The sequence below is a fragment of the Falsiroseomonas sp. HW251 genome (assembly GCF_050563545.1).
Lineage (GTDB): Bacteria > Pseudomonadota > Alphaproteobacteria > Acetobacterales > Acetobacteraceae > Falsiroseomonas.
Map to the genome: position 1 here is coordinate 205,322 of NZ_JBNXUM010000005.1, position 18,810 is coordinate 224,131.

19 protein-coding genes and 2 tRNA genes are annotated in these 18,810 nt (G+C 71.4%); 11 read left to right on the forward strand and 10 right to left on the reverse strand.

Annotation, left to right across the window (positions count from 1 at the left end):
* Positions 1 to 24: 24 nt before the first annotated feature.
* Positions 25 to 99: transfer RNA gene (locus tag ACLF3M_RS07970), tRNA-Asn, on the reverse strand.
* Between the two features lie 189 nt (positions 100 to 288).
* Positions 289 to 359, reverse strand: a tRNA-Cys gene (locus ACLF3M_RS07975).
* Positions 360 to 458: 99 nt separating this feature from the next.
* Here ACLF3M_RS07975 and ACLF3M_RS07980 point away from each other — a divergent pair.
* The 5 genes from ACLF3M_RS07980 (at position 459) to ACLF3M_RS08000 (ending at position 6,251) form a co-directional block, all read left to right on the forward strand.
* Positions 459 to 1,166, forward strand: coding sequence for a protein-L-isoaspartate O-methyltransferase family protein (locus ACLF3M_RS07980; RefSeq protein ID WP_430656359.1), 708 nt, complete (start codon positions 459 to 461; stop codon positions 1,164 to 1,166).
* A gap of 163 nt (positions 1,167 to 1,329) precedes the next feature.
* Positions 1,330 to 2,745, forward strand: a complete 1,416-nt coding sequence (locus ACLF3M_RS07985; protein WP_430656360.1) for a TolC family outer membrane protein — start codon at positions 1,330 to 1,332, stop codon at positions 2,743 to 2,745.
* A gap of 62 nt (positions 2,746 to 2,807) precedes the next feature.
* Entirely contained in the window at positions 2,808 to 3,275 is a 468-nt protein-coding gene (locus tag ACLF3M_RS07990; protein WP_430656361.1) for a DUF2497 domain-containing protein, read from the forward strand.
* Between the two features lie 96 nt (positions 3,276 to 3,371).
* Entirely contained in the window at positions 3,372 to 6,062 is a 2,691-nt protein-coding gene (locus ACLF3M_RS07995) for a valine--tRNA ligase (protein WP_430656362.1), read from the forward strand.
* A gap of 3 nt (positions 6,063 to 6,065) precedes the next feature.
* Complete coding sequence (locus tag ACLF3M_RS08000; RefSeq protein ID WP_430656363.1) at positions 6,066 to 6,251, forward strand: hypothetical protein; 186 nt, start codon at positions 6,066 to 6,068, stop codon at positions 6,249 to 6,251.
* On the opposite strand, the gene ACLF3M_RS08005 is transcribed toward ACLF3M_RS08000, so the two are convergent.
* Positions 6,188 to 6,844: a pyridoxamine 5'-phosphate oxidase family protein gene (locus tag ACLF3M_RS08005; RefSeq protein ID WP_430656364.1), complete on the reverse strand. Its 657-nt coding sequence runs from the start codon at positions 6,842 to 6,844 to the stop codon at positions 6,188 to 6,190. The two genes, ACLF3M_RS08000 and ACLF3M_RS08005, sit on opposite strands and share 64 nt — an antisense overlap.
* A 93-nt stretch (positions 6,845 to 6,937) precedes the next feature.
* Between ACLF3M_RS08005 and ACLF3M_RS08010 the strand changes: the two genes are divergently transcribed.
* The 4 genes from ACLF3M_RS08010 (at position 6,938) to ACLF3M_RS08025 (ending at position 10,312) form a co-directional block, all read left to right on the forward strand.
* On the forward strand, positions 6,938 to 7,834 hold the full coding sequence (locus ACLF3M_RS08010; RefSeq protein WP_430656365.1) for a LysR family transcriptional regulator: 897 nt from the start codon (positions 6,938 to 6,940) through the stop codon (positions 7,832 to 7,834).
* Positions 7,835 to 7,889: 55 nt separating this feature from the next.
* A complete protein-coding gene (gene ilvD, locus ACLF3M_RS08015) occupies positions 7,890 to 9,608 on the forward strand; it encodes a dihydroxy-acid dehydratase (RefSeq protein ID WP_430656366.1) in 1,719 nt (572 codons plus the stop codon).
* 140 nt (positions 9,609 to 9,748) lie between these two features.
* Complete coding sequence (locus tag ACLF3M_RS08020; protein WP_430656367.1) at positions 9,749 to 10,039, forward strand: hypothetical protein; 291 nt, start codon at positions 9,749 to 9,751, stop codon at positions 10,037 to 10,039.
* Positions 10,040 to 10,063: 24 nt separating this feature from the next.
* Positions 10,064 to 10,312 carry a hypothetical protein gene (locus tag ACLF3M_RS08025; protein WP_430656368.1) on the forward strand — a complete coding sequence of 83 codons (249 nt, stop codon included), beginning with the start codon at positions 10,064 to 10,066 and terminating at the stop codon, positions 10,310 to 10,312.
* Positions 10,313 to 10,495: 183 nt separating this feature from the next.
* On the opposite strand, the gene ACLF3M_RS08030 is transcribed toward ACLF3M_RS08025, so the two are convergent.
* On the reverse strand, positions 10,496 to 11,263 hold the full coding sequence (locus tag ACLF3M_RS08030) for an exodeoxyribonuclease III (RefSeq protein WP_430656457.1): 768 nt from the start codon (positions 11,261 to 11,263) through the stop codon (positions 10,496 to 10,498).
* A gap of 154 nt (positions 11,264 to 11,417) precedes the next feature.
* Between ACLF3M_RS08030 and ACLF3M_RS08035 the strand changes: the two genes are divergently transcribed.
* The gene (locus ACLF3M_RS08035; protein ID WP_430656369.1) at positions 11,418 to 12,254 is read left to right on the forward strand and encodes a lysophospholipase; all 837 of its coding nucleotides are present in this window, start codon (positions 11,418 to 11,420) and stop codon (positions 12,252 to 12,254) included.
* Positions 12,255 to 12,260: 6 nt separating this feature from the next.
* Here ACLF3M_RS08035 and ACLF3M_RS08040 read toward each other — a convergent pair whose 3' ends face one another.
* The 5 genes from ACLF3M_RS08040 to ACLF3M_RS08060 form a co-directional block, all read right to left on the reverse strand.
* Positions 12,261 to 13,394: an ABC transporter permease gene (locus ACLF3M_RS08040; protein ID WP_430656370.1), complete on the reverse strand. Its 1,134-nt coding sequence runs from the start codon at positions 13,392 to 13,394 to the stop codon at positions 12,261 to 12,263.
* On the reverse strand, positions 13,391 to 14,338 hold the full coding sequence (locus ACLF3M_RS08045; RefSeq protein WP_430656371.1) for an ABC transporter ATP-binding protein: 948 nt from the start codon (positions 14,336 to 14,338) through the stop codon (positions 13,391 to 13,393). The genes ACLF3M_RS08040 and ACLF3M_RS08045 overlap by 4 nt, the downstream gene beginning before the upstream one ends.
* Positions 14,335 to 15,276, reverse strand: coding sequence for an HlyD family secretion protein (locus ACLF3M_RS08050; protein WP_430656372.1), 942 nt, complete (start codon positions 15,274 to 15,276; stop codon positions 14,335 to 14,337). Before ACLF3M_RS08050 ends, ACLF3M_RS08045 begins: the two co-directional genes overlap by 4 nt.
* Complete coding sequence (locus tag ACLF3M_RS08055) at positions 15,273 to 15,902, reverse strand: TetR/AcrR family transcriptional regulator (RefSeq protein WP_430656373.1); 630 nt, start codon at positions 15,900 to 15,902, stop codon at positions 15,273 to 15,275. The genes ACLF3M_RS08050 and ACLF3M_RS08055 overlap by 4 nt, the downstream gene beginning before the upstream one ends.
* An 81-nt stretch (positions 15,903 to 15,983) precedes the next feature.
* Positions 15,984 to 16,322, reverse strand: coding sequence for a HesB/IscA family protein (locus tag ACLF3M_RS08060; protein WP_430656374.1), 339 nt, complete (start codon positions 16,320 to 16,322; stop codon positions 15,984 to 15,986).
* Positions 16,323 to 16,407: 85 nt separating this feature from the next.
* Here ACLF3M_RS08060 and ACLF3M_RS08065 point away from each other — a divergent pair, with 85 nt between their 5' ends.
* On the forward strand, positions 16,408 to 17,577 hold the full coding sequence (locus ACLF3M_RS08065) for a deoxyguanosinetriphosphate triphosphohydrolase (RefSeq protein WP_430656375.1): 1,170 nt from the start codon (positions 16,408 to 16,410) through the stop codon (positions 17,575 to 17,577).
* 182 nt (positions 17,578 to 17,759) lie between these two features.
* Here ACLF3M_RS08065 and ACLF3M_RS08070 read toward each other — a convergent pair whose 3' ends face one another.
* Entirely contained in the window at positions 17,760 to 18,728 is a 969-nt protein-coding gene (locus ACLF3M_RS08070; protein WP_430656376.1) for a Bug family tripartite tricarboxylate transporter substrate binding protein, read from the reverse strand.
* Positions 18,729 to 18,810: the final 82 nt, after the last annotated feature.

Sequence of the window (18,810 nt, forward strand, 5' to 3'; positions counted from 1 at the left end):
AAGCACTTGAATTGACTCGGATGTTGGCTCCGGCGGTTGGATTCGAACCAACGACCAACGGATTAACAGTCCGCTGCGCTACCGCTGCGCCACGCCGGATCAGTCGAGGGGCGGGGCTATAGCAACCGATCCACCCGAGGTGAAGCCCCTCAAAACCAGAGGAGCAGAAACTATGTCCCTCTGGCGCCGCCGAGTGCCCGCCGCAACCCGGCGGCCGCGCACGCTGCAAGCGTCCGCCAGGCTCCCGTACGGCGCGCCGGCGACCGACACTTGCCAGGCAGGAAGACAAGGCCGCGGCCGGAATCGAACCGGCATTCACGGATTTGCAGTCCGGTGCATCACCACTCTGCCACGCGGCCGTCGGGCGCTGTATCCGGCAGCCGCCCACCGGGGTCAAGCGCCGGGGGGACGCCCGCCGGCCGCTTGGCCATCGCCGGAGCGACCACTATAACGCCGCCATGCAGAACGCTCTCGCCACGGCCGGGCGGCCGATGATCAGCGTGGCCGACCTGGCCGAGGCGCGCCGGCGCATGGTGGACGGCCAGCTCCGCCCGAACCGGGTGACCGACCCCGCGCTGCTGGCCGCGATGGGCGAACTCCCGCGCGAGCTCTTCCTTCCCACCGACCTCGCCGCCCGGGCCTATGCCGACGAGGACGTGGCGCTGCCCGGCGGGCGCGTGCTGATCCAGCCCATGATGATCGCCCGGCTGATCCAGCTGCTGGCGCTGCGCGACGGCGACCGGCTGCTGGTCGTTGCATCCGCCACCGGCTATGCCGCGGCGGTCGCGGCGTGCTGCGGCGCCCGGGCCGTGGCGGTGGAGGAGGACGCGGCCCTGGTCTCGATCGCCCGTCACGCGACGGCCGGGCTGGTTGCGCCGGGCGCGCTTCGCCTGGTGCAGGGCAAGGTGACGGAGGGCGCGGCCGACGCCGCCCCTTATGACGCGATCCTGATCGAGGGCGCGATCCCCGCCGTGCCGGACGCCATCGCCGGCCAGTTGGCGGAAGGCGGGCGGCTTGCGACCGTGCTCGCGGGTGCCGCCCGCGGCGTCGGCTCCCGCGCGGTGCTCGGGCGGCGCGTGGGCGGCGCCCTGACGCTCACCGATGCTTTCGATTGCGCCACCGCGTCCCTGCCGGCGTTCAGGCCGCGTCCTGGCTTCGTGTTCTGAGGCGCCGGGGCCGGCGCGCGGATTTCGGCCGCCAGCCTTGACGCGCCGCAGCGCGCACCTCAGGTCGAATGGCGGAAGATACGATAAGTTTCTGACCCGACGACGGATCGGCTTCCGCCCTGTTCCGATCCTGCTCTAGGATCGCCCGAGAGGGAGACTTTTAATGACCCCGTCGCGTTTCGCTATTGCCGGCGTGTTGCTGGCATCGACCGCCATCGCCGAGATCCGGCCCGCCGCCGGCCAGACGCTGCAGGAAGCGCTGGCCATGGCCTATGCCAACAACCCGACCCTGCAGGCCGCCCGCGCCAACCTCCGCGCGGTGGACGAGAACGTGCCGCAGGCGCTGGCGGGCTGGCGGCCCACGGTGCAGATCACGGGCTCCGGCGGCCAGCAGACCTCCTCCGCGGTCGGGACGCCGACGCAAGGCGGCGCGCGGGTCGACACCCCCTGGCGGTCCCGCGACATCTACACCGTACAGGGTTCGGTGACGCAGCCGATCTACCGCGGCGGCCGCACCACCGCGCAGACGAGGCGCGCCGAGAACCAGGTCCTCGCCCAGCGCGCCCGGCTTCTCGCGACCGAGCAGCAGGTCCTCCAGGACGCCGTCACGGCCTATGTCCAGGTGATCCAGCTGGCCGAGGAGGTCCGGCTCAACACCAACAACGTGCAGGTCCTGACCCGGCAGCTGCAGGCCACCAACGAGCGCTTCCGCGTCGGCGAGATCACCCGCACCGACGTCGCCCAGGCCGAGAGCCGGCTTGCCGGCGCCATCGCCAGCCGGGCGGACAGCGAAGGTCGCCTGCAGCAGGCCCGTGCCACCTTCACCCGCGTCGTCGGCCAGCCGCCGCAGCGGCTGAGCCCGCCCCAGCCGCTGCGCCAGGTCGCCGCCACCTCCCAGCAGGCCGCGGCACTCGCCAGCGCGAACAACCCGAACGTCGTCGCCGCCCTGTTCGACGAGGCCGCGGCCCGCGACAACATCGACATCCAGTTCAGCAACCTGATGCCCCAGGTCAGCCTGAACGGCTCGGTCTTCCGCCAGGACAACCAGACCACCGACGGCCTGCGCCAGAACGGCACCCAGGTCACGGCGAACCTGACCATGCCGCTGTACCAGGGCGGCGCCGAATATTCGCTGGTCCGCCAGGCCCGGCAGCAGGCCCAGCAGGCCCGCCAGGTCGTCGAGGACCAGCGCCGCACGGCCAGCCAGCAGGCGACGCAGGCCTATGAGACCCTGGTCTCCGCCCGCGCCCAGGTCGAGGCGAACCGCGCCCAGATCCGCGCCGCCGAGATCGCGCTTGACGGCGTGCAGCGCGAGGCGATCGTCGGCAGCCGCACCACGCTCGACGTGCTGAACGCCGAGCAGGAACTGCTGAACGCCCGCGTCGCGCTGGTCCGCGGGTTGGCCGCGCTGATCACCGCGTCCCACAACCTGGCCGTCGCCGTCGGTCGCCTGACCGCGCGCGACCTGACCTTGCCTGTCGAGGTCTATGACCCCGAGGCCTATTACCGGGCGGTGCGCGACCGCTGGGCGGGCTGGGGCGAGACGGACCGCGTCTCCGACGCGACGCCGGCGCGATGAGCGGATCGCAGGGCGGGGAAGGGCCGAAGCCGGCCGGCGGGCTCCCCGGCGGAGATCCCGCCATGGACGACATCCTGGCCTCGATCCGGCGGATCCTGAACGAGGACGAGGCGCCGCCCGGCGCCGCACCGGCCGCGCCCGCCGCCCCCACCGCCGCGCCGCCGGCCGAGCCGCTGGAGCTCACCGAGGCCATGATGGTGGAGCCGCCGCCCGCCGCGGCGGCGCCGCCCGAGCCCTATCCGGAGCCGGAGGAGGGTCCGGAGATCGCGCCGGCCCCGGCCGCGGCGCCAGAGACGCTGGTCGCGCCCATGGTCGCGGCGGCGACCACGGCGGCGGTAGGCAAGCTGCTGCGCGCGGTGGCGCAGGAACGCTCGGCGACCGTGAGCCGCGGCGGACCCTCGATCGAGGACGTGGTGCGGGAGGAGATCCGCCCGCTGCTGAAGGAATGGCTCGACACCCACCTGCCGCCGATGGTGGAGCGGCTGGTGCGGGCCGAGATCGAGCGGGTGGTCGGCCGGGCGCTGCCCTGACGGCGACGGCCGCGGCAGCCCGGTTCAGGGCAGGGCAGGGCAGGGGCGCGTCCTCTCCCCTTGACGTTGCCGCGGCGGCGCGGAAGGGATGCCGCCATGCTCGACAAGACCTTCGATGCCAGCTCGGTGGAACCGCGGCTCTATGCGCTGTGGGAGAAGGAGGGCGCCTTCGCGGCCGACCCGTCCTCCCCCGCGAAGCCCTTCACCATCATGATCCCGCCGCCCAACGTCACGGGCAGCCTGCACATCGGCCATGCGCTGACCATGTCCATCCAGGACACGCTAATCCGCTGGCGCCGCATGCAGGGCCGCGACGCGCTGTGGCAGCCCGGCACCGACCATGCCGGGATCGCGACGCAGATGGTGGTGGAGCGGCTTCTGGCCTCCCAAGGGCTGGATCGCCGGACGATGGGGCGCGAGGCCTTCCTCCAGCATGTCTGGGAATGGAAGGCGCAGTCCGGCGGCTCCATCACCCGCCAGCTGCGCCGGCTCGGCGCCTCGCTCGATTGGCCGCGCGAGCGCTTCACCATGGACGAGGGCCTGTCGAAGGCGGTCATCGAGGTCTTCGTCACGCTGCACGAGCAGGGGCTGCTCTATCGCGACCGGCGCCTGGTGAACTGGGACCCGGTCTTCCAGACCGCCATCTCCGACCTCGAGGTCGAGAGCCGCGAGATCAAGGGCCATCTCTGGCACCTCCGCTATCCCGTGGAGGGCGAGCCCGGGCGCTTCCTGGTCGTCGCGACGACGCGGCCGGAGACGATGCTGGGCGACACCGCGGTCGCGGTGCATCCGGATGACGAGCGGTATCGCGACCTGATCGGCAAGAAGCTGATCCTGCCGCTGGTCGGCCGGCGCATCCCTGTGGTGGCGGATACCTATTCCGACCCCGAGAAGGGCACCGGCGCGGTGAAGATCACCCCTGCGCACGACTTCAACGACTTCGAGGTCGGCAAGCGCCACGCGCTGCCCATGGCGTCCGTGCTGGACGCCGACGCCAAGGTGATGGTCGCCGAGATCGAGCCTTCGCTTTCCGCCGATGGCGGCGACCCCGGCTTCGTGCGCGCGCTGGAAGGCGTGGACCGCTTCGAGGCGCGCAAGCGCATCGTGGCGCGTCTGCAGGAACTCGACCTGGTGGCGGCGATCGAGCCGCACACCCACATGGTCCCGCATGGCGACCGGTCGGGCGTGCCGATCGAGCCGCGCCTGACCATGCAGTGGTACGTGGACGCGAAGACGCTGGCGCAGCCCGCGATCAAGGCGGTCGAGACCGGCCAGACCGTCTTCGTCCCGCGCCAGTGGGAGAACACCTTCTTCGCCTGGATGCGCGACATCCAGCCCTGGTGCGTCTCGCGCCAGCTCTGGTGGGGGCACCAGATCCCCGCGTGGTATGCGCCGGATGGCGAGGTCTTCGTGGCGAAGACCGAGGCGGAGGCGGCCGAAAAGGCTCGCGCGAAGTTCGGGCGCGACGTGACGCTGGTGCGTGACCCCGACGTGCTGGACACCTGGTTCAGCTCCGCGCTCTGGCCGTTCAGCACGCTCGGCTGGCCCGACAAGACTCCGGAGTTGCAAAAGTACTATCCCGGCGACGTGCTGGTGACGGGCTTCGACATCATCTTCTTCTGGGTCGCCCGGATGATGATGATGGGCATCCACTTCATGGGCGAGGTGCCGTTCCGCCACGTCTACATCCACGGCCTGGTCCGCGACGAGAAGGGCCAGAAGATGTCGAAGTCCAAGGGGAACGTGATGGACCCCCTGGAGCTGATCGACGCCTTCGGCGCGGACGCCGTGCGCTTCACCATCGCCGCGCTGACCGGGCCCGGCCGCGACGTGAAGCTCGGCCGCAAGCGCGTCGAGGACTACCGCGGCTTCGTCACCAAGCTCTGGAACGCCGCGCGCTTCCTGGAGATGAACGGCATTGCGGCGCCGAAGGGCTTCGATCCGTCGAAGGCGCAGACGCCGCTCGCGCGCTGGATCCTGGACGCGTCGAACCGCGCGGTCGCGGAGTGCACCGCGGCGCTGGAGGCCTACCGCTTCGACGAATACGCCGCCGCTGCCTACCGCTTCGTCTGGGGCACCTATTGCGACTGGTTCATCGAGTTCGCGAAACCCGTCCTCAACGGCCCCGACGGCGCGGAGAAGGAGGAGGTGAAGGCGGCCGCCGGCCATGTGTTCGGCACGATCCTGCGCCTGCTGCATCCCGTGATGCCCTATGTCACGGAGGAGCTCTGGCATCTCTTCGGCTTCGGGCCGGAAGGCAGCCTGATCCGCACGGCCTGGCCTGAGCCGGTCGCGGTCGCCGACGCCGAGGCCGCGCGCGAGGAGTTGGACTGGGTCGTCGCGCTGGTCGGCGAGGTCCGCGGCGCGCGGGCCGAGATGAACGTCCCGCCCTCCGTCACCGTGCCGCTGCTGCTGCAGGGCGCGTCGGGCACCACGCTGGCGCGCGCAGGCCGCTGGATCGACGCGATCCGGCGCCTGGCCCGCGCGACCGAGGTGAAGCCGCTCGACGGTGCCGCACCGAAAGGCGTCGCGCAGGTCGTGGTCGGCGAGGCCACGGTGATGCTGCCGCTCGGCGACGTCATCGACCTGAACGCCGAGCGCGCCCGCATTGCTAAGGCGCGCGGCGCGGCGGAGGGCGAGGCGCGGAAGATCAAGGCCAAGCTCGGCAACGCCGATTTCGTGGCCCGCGCGCCGGAGGAGGTCGTCGAGGAGAACCGCGAGCGCCTGTCCGCCGCGGAAGCCGAGATGGCCCGCCTGGACGCCGCCCTGGCGCGCATCGCGGGGTAGGGCATGGACGCCGGCGCGCTGAAGCTACTTGTCGCCATCGTCCTGTTCTCCGCCCCGGTGATCCTTGCCGGCGAGCAGCTGCCGAAGCGCGACGTCGCCGGCCGCCGACTGTCGCGCCCGCAGGCTCAGGCAGTCGGTGCCGTGCTCGGGCTCGTCATCGGCATCGGCTTCCTGCTCGCCACGGGCTGACGCAGCTCTTCCTCCAGCGCCGCGATCCGCCGTGCCGCCGCGCCGAGCGTCTCGGCCACCATCTCCTCCGGGATCAACCGCGGGATGTGCTGCGGGCAGTTCCAGTCGTAGCCCGCGACCCCAATGACAAGCGCGCGGCCGGCGGGCGCGCCAGCCGCCTCGGCCAGGCGCGCCACCAGGGCAGGGTCCTCCTCCCGCGTCACCAGCCGCGCCCGACCGAACAGTTTCAGCCGTCGCCGCTCCAGGTAGTCCGGCACGATCAGCGACACCCGGTCGTCGCCCCGCAGGTTGCCGAGCGTCACGTGCTGGCGGTTGCCCGAGAGGTCGGCGAAGCCGAATGCCCGCCCCCCCTCCAGAACCTGCACGAAGCCCGCGGGCCCGCCGCGATGCTGGATGTAGGGCCAGCCATCCGCGTTGACCGAGGCGACGAAGAGCGAGCGCGCTGCGCCGAGATATGCCGCCTCCCGCGCGGTCAGGACGTCATCGACAGCGCCGGATTGCTCGACCCGCGCATAGGCCGCCCGGGAGCCCAGCGCCTCCTGCTCCGCGCGGACGGCATCGGTGAAGGCGATCGCGGCGAAATGGCGGCCCATGGGGATGCTCCTGCTTGCCGCGGTCATGTCGCATCATGCGCCGGAAGGCGGTAGTCAGGCGATCGGCATGACATTCTTCCATCAGGCGCAATAATGGACCGGCTCGACACCCTTGTGACCTTCCTTGCCGTCGCCGAGGCCGGCGGCCTCTCGGCGGCGGGGCGGCGCCTCGGCCGTTCGCCCCCGGCGATGAGCCGTGCCCTGGCGGAGCTCGAAGCCCGGCTGGGCGTGCGCCTCGCCGACCGAAGCACGCGGCGCTTTGCCCTGACGGACGCCGGCCGGCGCCTGGCCGAGCAGGCCCGCCGCGCGCTCGGCGACATCGAGGACGCGCTGCGCGAGGCCGCGGGCGAGGGTCGGGAAGCCCGTGGGCGGCTGCGCCTGGCCGCCCCGCTGGTCTTCGGCCGCCGCCACGTCGCGCCGGTCGTCGCGATGTTCCTCGACGCGCATCCCGCGGTCTCGGTGGATCTGGTGCTGTCGGACCGCGTGATCGACCTGGTGGAGGAAGGGCTCGACCTTGCGGTGCGGATCGGGCGCCTGCCCGACAGCAGCCTGCGGCGGCGCCATCTCGGTAGCCTGCGCCGCGTGTTGGTGGCGAGTCCCGCCTATCTCGCGCGGCGCGGCACGCCGTCGCGACCCGACGACCTGGCGGCCCACGACCTCGTCGTCTTCGCCTCGCAGGCCGCGCCGCCGTCCTGGCGCTTCGCCGGCGGGATCACGCTGCAGCCCCAGGCGCGCTTCGCGGTGAACGAGGCGGAGGCCGCCGTCGCCGCCGCCGTGGAAGGGCGCGGGGTCCTCCAGGCGCTGTCCTACCAGCCCGCGGCGGAGATCGCGGCGGGCCGCCTGGTGCGGCTGCTGCGCGAGCACGAGCCGCCGCCGATCCCAGTCCAGCTCGTCCATCCCGCCGGCCGCTTCATGCCCGCGCGCCTGCGCGCCTTCCTCGACGAGGCGGCGCCGCGCCTTGCCGCCCTGCCGGTGCTGCGCGAGGCTTGACACCGCCCGCCCCGGGACCGATGGGCGGCTCATTCGCCCTGAGGGACCGCCAGTCATGACGAAGTGGGACAAGTCGAAGCTGCCGAGCCGGCACACCACCATCGGGCCGGAGCGCGCGCCGCATCGCTCCTACTACTACGCGATGGGCCTGACGAAGGAGGAGATCGAGCAGCCTTTCGTCGGCGTCGCGACCTGCTGGAACGAGGCCGCGCCCTGCAACATCGCGCTGTCCCGCCAGGCGCAGTCGGTGAAGGTCGGCGTGAAGGCCGCCGGCGCCACGCCGCGCGAGTTCACCACCATCACGGTCACCGACGGCATCGCCATGGGCCACCAGTCCATGAAGTCGTCGCTCGCGTCGCGCGACATCATCGCGGACAGCGTGGAGCTCACCATGCGCGGGCATTGCTACGACGCGCTGGTGGGCTTGGGCGGCTGCGACAAGACGCTGCCCGGCCTGATGATGGCGATGGTGCGGCTGAACGTGCCGTCGGTCTTCATGTATGGCGGCTCCATCATGCCGGGGCGGCATCGCGGCCGCGACGTCACCGTCCTCGACGTCTTCGAGGCGGTCGGCCAGCACGCCGCCGGCAACATGACGGACGAGGAGCTGCTGGAGCTCGAGCAGCATGCCTGCCCCGGCGCGGGCGCCTGCGGCGGCCAGTTCACCGCCAACACCATGGCCTGCATTTCCGAGGTGATCGGCCTGGCGCTGCCCGGCTCCGCCGGTGCGCCGGCGCCTGACGAGCGCCGCGACCACTGGGCGATCAAGTCCGGCGAGGCGGTGGTGGAGCTGATCCGCCGCAACCTGCGGCCGCGCGACATCGTCACGAAGGACGCGCTTTTCAACGCGGCGGCGATCGTGGGCGCGACCGGCGGCTCCACCAATGCCGGCCTGCACCTGCCCGCCATCGCGCATGAGGCCGGCATCAAGTTTGACCTGCACGACGTCGCGGAGATCATGCGCGCGACGCCGCACATCGCCGACCTCAAGCCCGGCGGGAAGTACGTCGCGCTCGACGTCTTCAACGTCGGCGGCGTGCCGGTGATCATTAAGGCGCTGCTGGACGGCGGCTACCTCCGCGGCGACGCGATGACGGTCACGGGCAGGACGCTCGCGGAGAACCACCGCGAGGTCATCGTCCCGAAGGACCAGGACGTGGTCCGCCCGACCTCCGATCCCGTGAGCCCGATCGGCGGCGTGGTGTCGCTGAAGGGCACGCTCGCGCCGGAAGGGGCGATCGTGAAGATCGCGGGGATGAAGACCCTGCGCTTCGAAGGCACCGCGCTCTGCTTCGACTGCGAGGAGGACGCCTTCAAGGCGGTCGAGATGCGCGCCTACAAGGCGGGCGACGTCATCATCATCCGCTACGAGGGCCCAAAGGGCGGCCCGGGCATGCGGGAGATGCTGTCCACCACCTCCGCCATTTACGGCCAGGGCATGGGCGACAAGGTCGCGCTGATCACCGACGGGCGGTTCAGCGGCGCGACGCGCGGCTTCTGCATCGGCCATGTCGGGCCGGAGGCCGCGGTGGGCGGCCCGATCGCCCTGATCGAGAGCGGCGACAGGATCGTGATCGACGCGGAGAAGGGCACGATCGACCTGATGGTGGACGAGGCGACGCTCGCGAAGCGCAAGGCCGCCTGGCAGCCGCGCAGGACCGACTACAGCGCGGGCGCGCTATGGAAATACGCCCAGCTCGTCGGGCCCGCGCTGAACGGCGCGGTCACGCATCCCGGCGCGGCGGGCGAGAGCCACGTCTACGCCGATCAGTAGGATGTGACGCGCCCGGGGCCGGCTCGCGGCCCCGGTGCCCGCAAACCGCCTTGATCCCGCCCGTCCTTCGACGCGCCGGGCGCGTTCCATGGGTATCGCGGTGGTCCAGCCCACCACCGGCCGCCGCGCCGGAGGTACCTATGCGCAAGCTTCGACTTCCCGGCCTGCTGCTGCCCCTCGCTTTGGCGTCGGGCTGCGTCGCGGCGGATTACCCCTATGACGGGAACTACGCCTATGCGCAGCGCCCGTACTACGGCGCGCAGGCCTTCTACGCGCCGGCGCCCCGATACGTCGCGCCGCCGCCGGCCTATTACGCCCCGCGCTACGCTTCTCCGGGCTGGGGCTGGCAAGGGTCGCGCGGGCACTGGAACGAGGGCCGTCGCGATTGGCATGAACGGCACGAGGGCCGCGGACGCGACTGGCGTGGCTGAACGCAACCGTCGGAGGCTGCGCTGATGGGTCGGCGATGGTTGCTCGGCATCGCGATGCTGCCGCTCGCGGGCTGCGTGGTTGCGCCGCTACCCGGCGAAGTGGTGGCGCCGCCACAGGCCTATGCGCCGGCGCCGGTCTATGCGCCGCCACCGCCGCCGCCCGTGGTCGTCTACGGCACGGTGCCGATCTATCGCCCCTACTACCCCCGCCCGCCGGGCTGGGGGTACCCGTATTACGGACCGAGGCCCTACTACCCCTATCGCCGCTGGTAGCTTGGACTCGGCGATTTACGCTCTTCGTATGCCCGCCTGCGGCGTGCACACTCGGAGCGACCGCGGGCTAGACCCGTATCGGGCTGACTCTCGTCAGCCCGATACGGGTCCAGCTTTCCCTGGCCCGGCGATTCACGGCCTGGCGTGCCCACCTTCGGTGAGCACACTCAGGCCGATCGCGGGCTACGCGAGCTCGACGATCACGGGCGTGTGGTCCGAGGGCTGGTCCTCTGCGCGCGGCGCGACGTCCACCTCGGCGCCGGAAAGCCGCTCCGCGAGCTCCGCGCTGAGCAGCGCGTGGTCGATGCGGAGCCCCCGGTTCAGCTCGAAATTCGCGCCGTAGTCCCAGTAGGTGTAGACGCGCTCTCCCGGGTGCAGCGCGCGCAGCGCGTCCGTCAGGCCGAGATGCTCCAGCGCCCGCCAGGCCGCGCGGGTCTCTGGCCGCACCAGCGCATCGGTCGGCGGCAGCGCGCCGGGGACGAGGTCGAGGGCGGTCGGACAGACGTTGAAGTCGCCCAGTACGGCGAAGGGGATGAACGCGTCGAGCCTCTCCTTCGCCAGCACCCGCAGCCGCTCCATCCAGTTCAGCTTGTAGGCGTAGCCGTCATCCCCGCCGGAATTGCCGTTGGGGAGGTAGATGCCGGCCGCGCGCATGCCCGCGGCCGAGACCTCGATATAGCGGGCGTGGTTGTCCCCGCCGTCGCCCGGCAGTTCCTCCAGCACGACCTCGAAGGGGATGCGGCCTAGCACGGCCACGCCGTTGCGCCCGCCCTGCTGGCCGATGGCATGGACGCGATAGCCCGTGTCGGCGAAATCGAGCGCGGGGAACTCCTCGGTCCTGCACTTCAGCTCCTGCAGGAAGAGCAGGTCAGGCTGCTTGCGCTCGAGGAAGCGGCGCACATGGCCGACGCGCCGGCGGATGGAATTCACGTTGAAGGTCGCGAGCCGGATCATGCAGCGAACACTGCCTTTGGCGGCGACCGGCGTCGAGGGCCCCTTCCGGATCGCGCGGCAGGCAGGCCGCAGAATCCATGTGCGCCTCGCTGGCCGTGCTGCGTAAGCTCGCGGGATCGGGCGCGGTACCAAGCCGCCGGGAGCGACGACAATGCAGGAAGAGGATTTCATCAGCCAGGGCGGCGTGCGCATCCACATGCATGCCTGGCCCCCTCAGGGGGAGCCGCGGGCCGTCGTCGTGATCTGCCATGGCGTGAACTCCCATGGCGGGCAGCATGCCTGGACGGCCGGGCAACTGGCCAGCCGCGGCTTCGCCGTCTTCGCCGTCGACCTGCGAGGCCGCGGCAAGTCGGAAGGCGCGCGGTTCTACGTCGACGACGTCGCGGAATACGTGGCCGATGTGCGCGGGCTCATCAGGATCGCCAGGGAACGCCACCCCGGACTGCCGGTCTATCTGCTCGGCCACAGTGCCGGCGGTGTCGTCGCCTGCACTTATGCGCTCGATCACCAAGCGGAAATAGACGGGCTGATCTGCGAGAGCTTCGCCTTCCAGGTGCCGGCGCCAGGTTTCGTCCTGTCGGCCATCAAGGGTCTCAGCCACGTCGCGCCCAGGCTCGGCGTCCTGACGCTGCACATGAAGGACTTCACCCGCGATCCCGTCGCCCTGGCCGCGCTCGAGGCCGACCCGCTGACCAAACACGAGACGCAGCCCGCCGCGACCGTCGCCGCACTGGTCCGCGCCGATGAGCGGCTGCAAGATTCGTTCGGACGGATCACGCTGCCGGTGCTGATCCTGCACGGCACGGCGGACAAGGCGACGGTCTGCAAGGGAAGCGAGTATTTCCACGCTCATGCCGGCTCCGCCGACAAGACGCTGAAGCTCTACGAAGGTCATTTCCACGACCTGCTGAACGATATCGGCAAGGAAGGCGTGATGGCCGACATCATCGGCTGGATCGAGGCACGCCTGCCTTCGCCGGCACGGTAGCGGCCGCTAGTCGAGGGTCTGGCGGTAGCGCGCGATCGCCAGCACCGAGACGGCAAGGAGGAAGGCCAGCATCGGCCAGATTTCCGGCCAGGATTCCGCCAGCCCGTTGCCCTTCAGCATCACGCCGCGCACGACGCGGAGGAAATGAGTCAGCGGCAGCGCCTCGCCGATCACCTGCGCCCAGTCCGGCATGCCGCGGAAGGGGAACATGAAGCCCGACATCAGGATCGAGGGCAGGAAGAAGAAGAAGCTCATCTGCATGGCCTGGAGCTGGTTGCGCGCGACGGTCGAGAACAGGAAGCCGACCGCCAGGTTGGCGACGATGAAGACCATCAGGCCGGCCATCAGCGTGGCGGGCTCGCCTTCCATCGGCACGCCGAATAGCAGCCGGGCGGCGACGAGGATCACCACGACCTGCACCATGCCGACCAGCACGAAGGGGGCGAGCTTGCCGATCATGACCTCCAGCGGGCGGACCGGCATCGCCAGCAGGTTCTCCATCGTGCCGCGCTCGCGTTCCCGCGTCATGGCCAGCGCGGTCATGATGATCATGGTCATGGTCAGGATGGTGCCCATCAGCCCGGGCACGATGTTGTACTGGGTCAGCGTCTCCGGGTTGTAGCGGCGCTGGATGCGCAGATCGACCGGCGCGGGACCGCGCGCGAGTGCCGCCAGCTGCCCGTCCAGCAGCGGCGCAAGCGAGGTCTCCAGGATGCGCTCCAGCGCGCCGACGGCGTTGCCTGTGGCGGAAGGGTCGGTAGCGTCGGCCATCACCAGCAGCATCGGGCGGTCGCCGCGCAGCAGGTCGCGCCCGAAGCCCGCGGGGATCTCGATGGCGAACTGCACCTGGCCGAGTGCGAGCATGCGGTCCAGCGCCGCGGCGTCGGCGGGCGGCGCGGTCAGGCGGAAATAGCTGCTGGATTGCAGGCCCGCGACGATGGCGCGGCTGAAGGCGCTGTTGTCCTCGCTCAGCACCGCGGTCGGCAGGTTCCGCGGGTCGGCGTTGATGGCGTAGCCGAAGAGCGTGAGCTGGATCAGCGGGATGCCGACCAGCATCGCGAAGGTCAGGCGGTCGCGCCGCATCTGGATGAATTCCTTCACCACCATCGCGACCAGCCGCGCCCAGGACAGCCGGATCATGCGGCGCCCCCGCCGGCGAAATTGTCGGCCGCCCCCGTCATGAGGTGGATGAAGGCGTCCTCCAGCGTCGCCTCCGCACGTTCCCAGCGCAGCCCGGGCTCCTCGCGATACGGCGCGACCGCGGCATCGAGCGCGGCGCTGTCCTGACCGCTGACATGCAGCGTCGCGCCGAAGGGGGCGACCATCTCGACGCCCTTTGCGCCGTTCAGCGTCCGCGCGAGTTCCGCGATGCGCCGTTCGGGGCCCGCGACGTGCCAGCTCGAGAGGCCCGATCCCGCGATCACCTCCTCCACCGTGCCCTTCGCCAGCAGCTTGCCGTAGGCGATGTAGGCGATGCGATGGCAGCGCTCGGCCTCGTCCATGTAGTGGGTGCTGACCAGCACGGTCATGCCGTCGGCGGCGAGCGCATGGATCTCGTCCCAGAACTCGCGCCGCGCCTTGGGATCCACGCCGGCGGTGGGCTCGTCCAGCAGCAGCAGGTCGGGCCGGTGCAGGATGCAGGCGGCGAGGGCGAGCCGCTGCTTCCACCCGCCCGACAGCGTCCCGGCGAGCTGGCCCGCGCGGTCGGTCAGCCCGAGCCGCTTCAGCGCCGCATCCACCTGCGCGCGCCGGTCCTTCAGCGCATAGAGGCGGGCGACGAAGTCCAGGTTCTCCCGGATCGTCAGGTCCTCGTAGAGCGAAAAGCGCTGCGTCATGTAGCCCACGCGCTGCTTGATCGCCCAGGCGTCGCGCCGGATGTCGAGGCCGAGGCAGGTGCCCTCCCCGGCATCGGGCACCAGCAGCCCGCAGAGCATGCGGATCGTCGTGGTCTTGCCGCTGCCGTTCGGCCCGAGGAAGCCGTGGATCTGCCCGCGAGAGACCTCGAGGTCCACGCCGTCCACCACGGTGCGCGACCCGAAGCGCTTGGTCAGGCCGCGCACGGCGATGACCGGCCCCTCCGTCACGGGATGCGCACCGTCACGGGCTGGCCCGGCGTCGGCGCGCCCGGGATGCGTTCCACGCTCGCCTCCATGCGCCAGACCAGCTTGGCGCGGGTCTCGCGGCTGTAGATGACGGGCGGCGTGTATTCCGCGTCGGTCGCGATGCGGCTGATGCGCGCCGACAGGTTCGGCGGGCACCCTGTGCAGGAGACGGCGACGCGGTCGCCGGGATGCAGCGCGGCGCGGCGGGCCTCGGGGACGAAGAAGATCACCTTGGTCGCGCCGTCGGGCAGCAGACTGACGACGGTCCCGCTCGCCGGCACCCATTCGCCGGCGCGCCGCACCACGTCGTCCACGACGCCCGCGGCGGGGCTCGCGATGGCGCGCTGGGAGAGGCGCCATTGCGCCTGGTCGAGATTGGCGCGCGCGGCCTCGACATTCGCCTCGGCCGCCGCGATGCGCTCGCGCCTGGCGGGCAGGCGCGCGACGGCGAGGTCGGCGCGGATGCGGTCGCGCCTTGCCTCGGCCTGCTGCGCGGCGGCCCGCGCCTGGTCGAGCTGCGCCTGCGCGGCGACGCGGGTGCGGACCAGTTCCTCCTGGCGCTCCAGCGTCAGCTGCGACAGGCGCAGATTCGCTTCCGCCTCCGACAGCTGCGCCTCTATCGAGGCGATCTCGTCGGGGCGCAGCCCGGTCAGCAGGTCGGCATACTGCCCCTCGGCCTGGGCGAGGGCGGCGCGGGCTTCCGCGGCGGCCGCGCGCTCGCGCGTCGCGTCGAGGGTGAAGAGCGGCACGCCGGCCTCGACGCGCTGGCCCTTGGCGACCGCGATCTCCTGCACCCAGCCGGCTTCCGGTGCGGCGATGCGCAGGTACTCGCCTTCGGCATAGCCCTGGAACCCGTCTTCGGGCGGCTTGTCGCAGGCCAGCAGCGCCAGCAGCAGCAGGGCAGGGGTCCAGCGCCTCATCGCGCACCGTCCCGCGCCATGCCGCGCAGCCAGGTCTCGAGGTGCTGCTCGACGACCTTCGCGGGCGGGACCGGGTGGTCCTCCACCGGCGCGAAGGTCGCCTGCCACAAGGCCGTGACCAGCACGGGGAAGACGAAGAGGCGCGCGGCGATCTCGGGATCGGTGTCGCGGAACTCGCCGGCCGCGATCCCGCGCCGGATGACGCCGGCGATGAGCGCGAGCGCGCGGGCGACGACGGCCTCGCGGTAGAAGCGGGCGAGTTCGGGGAAGTTGCCGGCCTCGGCGAGAACCATCTTCGGCACGCCGACCAGGCGCGCATCGGCCATGACCTGGGACGCCATGCCGGCGATCAGGCGCAGCGTCGCGCCGGCGGGGAGGGGGGAGGCGGCCGCGGCGGCCTCGACCCTGTCGAGATTGGGGAGCAGGCGGTCCCGCACCAGCGCCTCGAAGATCGCCTCCTTGGAGGGGTAGTAGAGGTAGATCGTCCCCTTGGAGACGCCGGCGCGCGCGGCGATGTCGTCCATCCGCGTGGCCGCGAAGCCCTTGGCGCGGAAGGTGTCGAGCGCGGCTTCCAGCAGCTCGGCCGGGCGGTCTTCCTTGCGACGGGTGCGGGACGGGCGCGGCATGGCCCGGGATCCTTACTGACTGACCAGTCAGTAATTAGTCCCGCGGAAGCGCAAAGGCAAGCACCGCGTAACGGTACCGGTTCAACCGACGGAGAAGGACGTCCCGCAGCCGCAGGCGCTGACGGCCTGCGGGTTGCGCACCGCGAAATGGGCGCCGATCAGTGCCTCGGCCCAGTCGAGCTCGGCGCCGGCGAGGAGCTCCAGGCTGACGGGGTCCACGAAGACCTTGCCCGCGCCTTCCTCGACCACGAGGTCGTCGGGGGCGGGCGCGTCCTCCAGCCCGAAGCGGTACTGGAAGCCGGAGCAGCCGCCAGCATCCACGGCGAGCCGAAGGCCGGCGCCGGGCTTGCCTTCCCGGGCGGCGATCTCGGCTACCTGCGCGGCGGCGCGGGGGGTGACGCGGAAGGCGGTGGATTCCATGCCCTCAAGATAGAGGACCGCGCCGGTCCTTTAAAGGCCGCGCTGTGTTGCGGCGTCGCCGGGCACGGTGCTAGGCCCTTGATCCATGGACCCCTTGCGGTTGCCGGACGGCCTCGCGCCCTGGGCAGTGCGGGCTAGCGAATCCCGGGGCCGGCTGTTCCCCGAGCCGGCGGGCGGCGCGCGCTCGCCCTATCAGCGCGACAGGGACCGGATCATCCACTCCACGGCCTTCCGGCGGCTGCAGTACAAGACGCAGGTCTTCGTCTACCACGAGGGCGACCATTTCCGGACGCGCCTGACGCATAGCCTGGAAGTCGCGCAGCTCGCCCGCTCCATGGCGCGCGAGCTCGCGCTGGACGAGGACCTGGCGGAGGCGCTGGCGCTGGCGCATGACCTCGGCCACCCGCCCTTCGGCCACGCCGGCGAGGACGCGCTCGACGCGATGATGAAGCCGCATGGCGGCTTCGACCACAACGCGCAGTCCCTAAAGGCCGTGACGGTGCTGGAGACGCGCTACGCCGGCTTCGACGGGCTGAACCTGACCTGGGAGACGCTGGAGGGCCTGGCCAAGCACAACGGCCCGCTGCGCCGTCCCGCGCCCTACATCGCGGAATACGACCGGCGGCACCCGCTGCAGCTGACCACCCATGCGAGCGCGGAGGCGCAGGTCGCGGCGATCGCGGACGACATCGCCTACAACAACCACGACCTCGACGACGGCGTGCGGGCCGGGATGTTCACGCTGGAGGAGGCGGCGGAGCTGCCGATGGTCGGCCAGGCGCTGGACCAGGCGCGCGCCGCGCATGCCGACCTGGCGCGCGACCGCGCGACGAGCGAGACGGTGCGCCGCGTGATCAACGCCATGGTCAACGACGTCGTGGCGGAGACGCGGCGGCGGATCGAGCGGCTCGATCCGAAATCGGCCGACGACATCCGCGCTGCCGACCGGCCGGTCGTCGCCTTCTCGGACGGCATGATGGAGGCGAACAACCAGCTCCGCGCCTTCCTCTTCGCCCGGATGTACCGGCACTGGCGGGTCAACCGGACGACGCAGAAATGCAAGCGGGCGCTGCAGATGCTCTTCACGCTGCTGCATGGCGAGCCGCGGCAGCTGCCGCCCTGGTGGCAGAAGCGGGCGGGGGAGCCGGGATCCCGCGAGGCGGCGGCGGCGGTCTGCGACTACCTCGCGGGCATGACGGACCGCTACGCGCTGGAGGAGCACCGGCGCCTGACGGATCCCACGATTCCGGGATAGTGTGGGAATTTAGTCACTTTACGGTTTTGGCCTTTTGGCCCTCAAACGGGAAGCCTAGCGCCCACTGCATTGCCTGACCGGTTGCTCAGCGAACGGATCGACAGCTTGAAAGAACGGCTGTCCCGCACAAGGACAGAGTTCCTATTCTGCTCCGGCGGGGACAGCACTGTCCAGGCTTTCCGCTACTCCGCCCGGATGTTCGCCGCGCGCACCACCTCGCGCCATCGCGCAATCTCGGCCTCCTGGAAACGGCGGTAATCCTCGGGGCTGTTGGCCACGACCTCCAGGCCGATCGCGCCGAGCCGCTGCACCGTCTCGGGGTGGCGCAGCGCCTCGGCCACCGCGGCGTGCACGCGGGCCTGCAGCGCCGGGGCCATGCCGCCCGGCGCCATCACCGCCTGCCAGGACGTCACGACGAAATCGGCCAGGCCCTGTTCGACCGCGGTCGGCACGTCGGGCAGCAGCGCGTTGCGCCGTTCCGAGGTCACCGCGACGGCGCGCAGCCGCCCGCCCTGGATATGGCCGGCCACCGTGCCGAGGTTCTGGAAGCTCAGCTGGACGTTGCCCGCGATCAGGTCGGTCGCCGCCGCCGCGCCGCCCTGGTAGGGCACGTGCTCGGGGTCCGTCCCGGTGCGCTGCTTGAAGAGCTCCATCGTCAGGTGGTCCGACGAGCCGACGCCGGAGGTCGAGTAGCTGGTCCGGCCGGGGTTGCGCCGCAGCCATTCCGTCAGCTCCGCCAGGCTTTGCACCGGCACGCGATCGGGGTTCACCACCAGCAGGTTCGGCGTGGTGACGGCGAGCGTGATCGGCGTGAGGTCGCGCAGCGGGTCGTAGCCGAGGTTCGGCCGAAGCGCGGCATTGATGGCGAAGACGCCGATCGAGCCGACGAAGAGGAGGTAGCCATCGGCCGGGGCGCGCGCCACGGCGCGGGCCGCGACCTCTCCGTTCGCGCCCGGGCGGTTCTCCGCCACCACGGGCTGGGAGACCGGCATGCGCGCGGCGATGGCGCGCGCGACGATGTCGGAGGGGCCGCCGGCGACGAAGGGGACGAGGATGCTGACGGGCCGCGTGGGCCAGTCGGCCTGCGCGCGCGCGGCGGTCGGCAGCAGCGGCGCGGCGGCGAGCGCGCGCATCAGGGTGCGGCGGTGCATGGCGGTTCCTCCCGGGCGGTTGGAGGGAGGATGCCGCCTGCGCCGCCTGGTTGGAAGGGTCGGACGCCGAGCCAGAATGGAG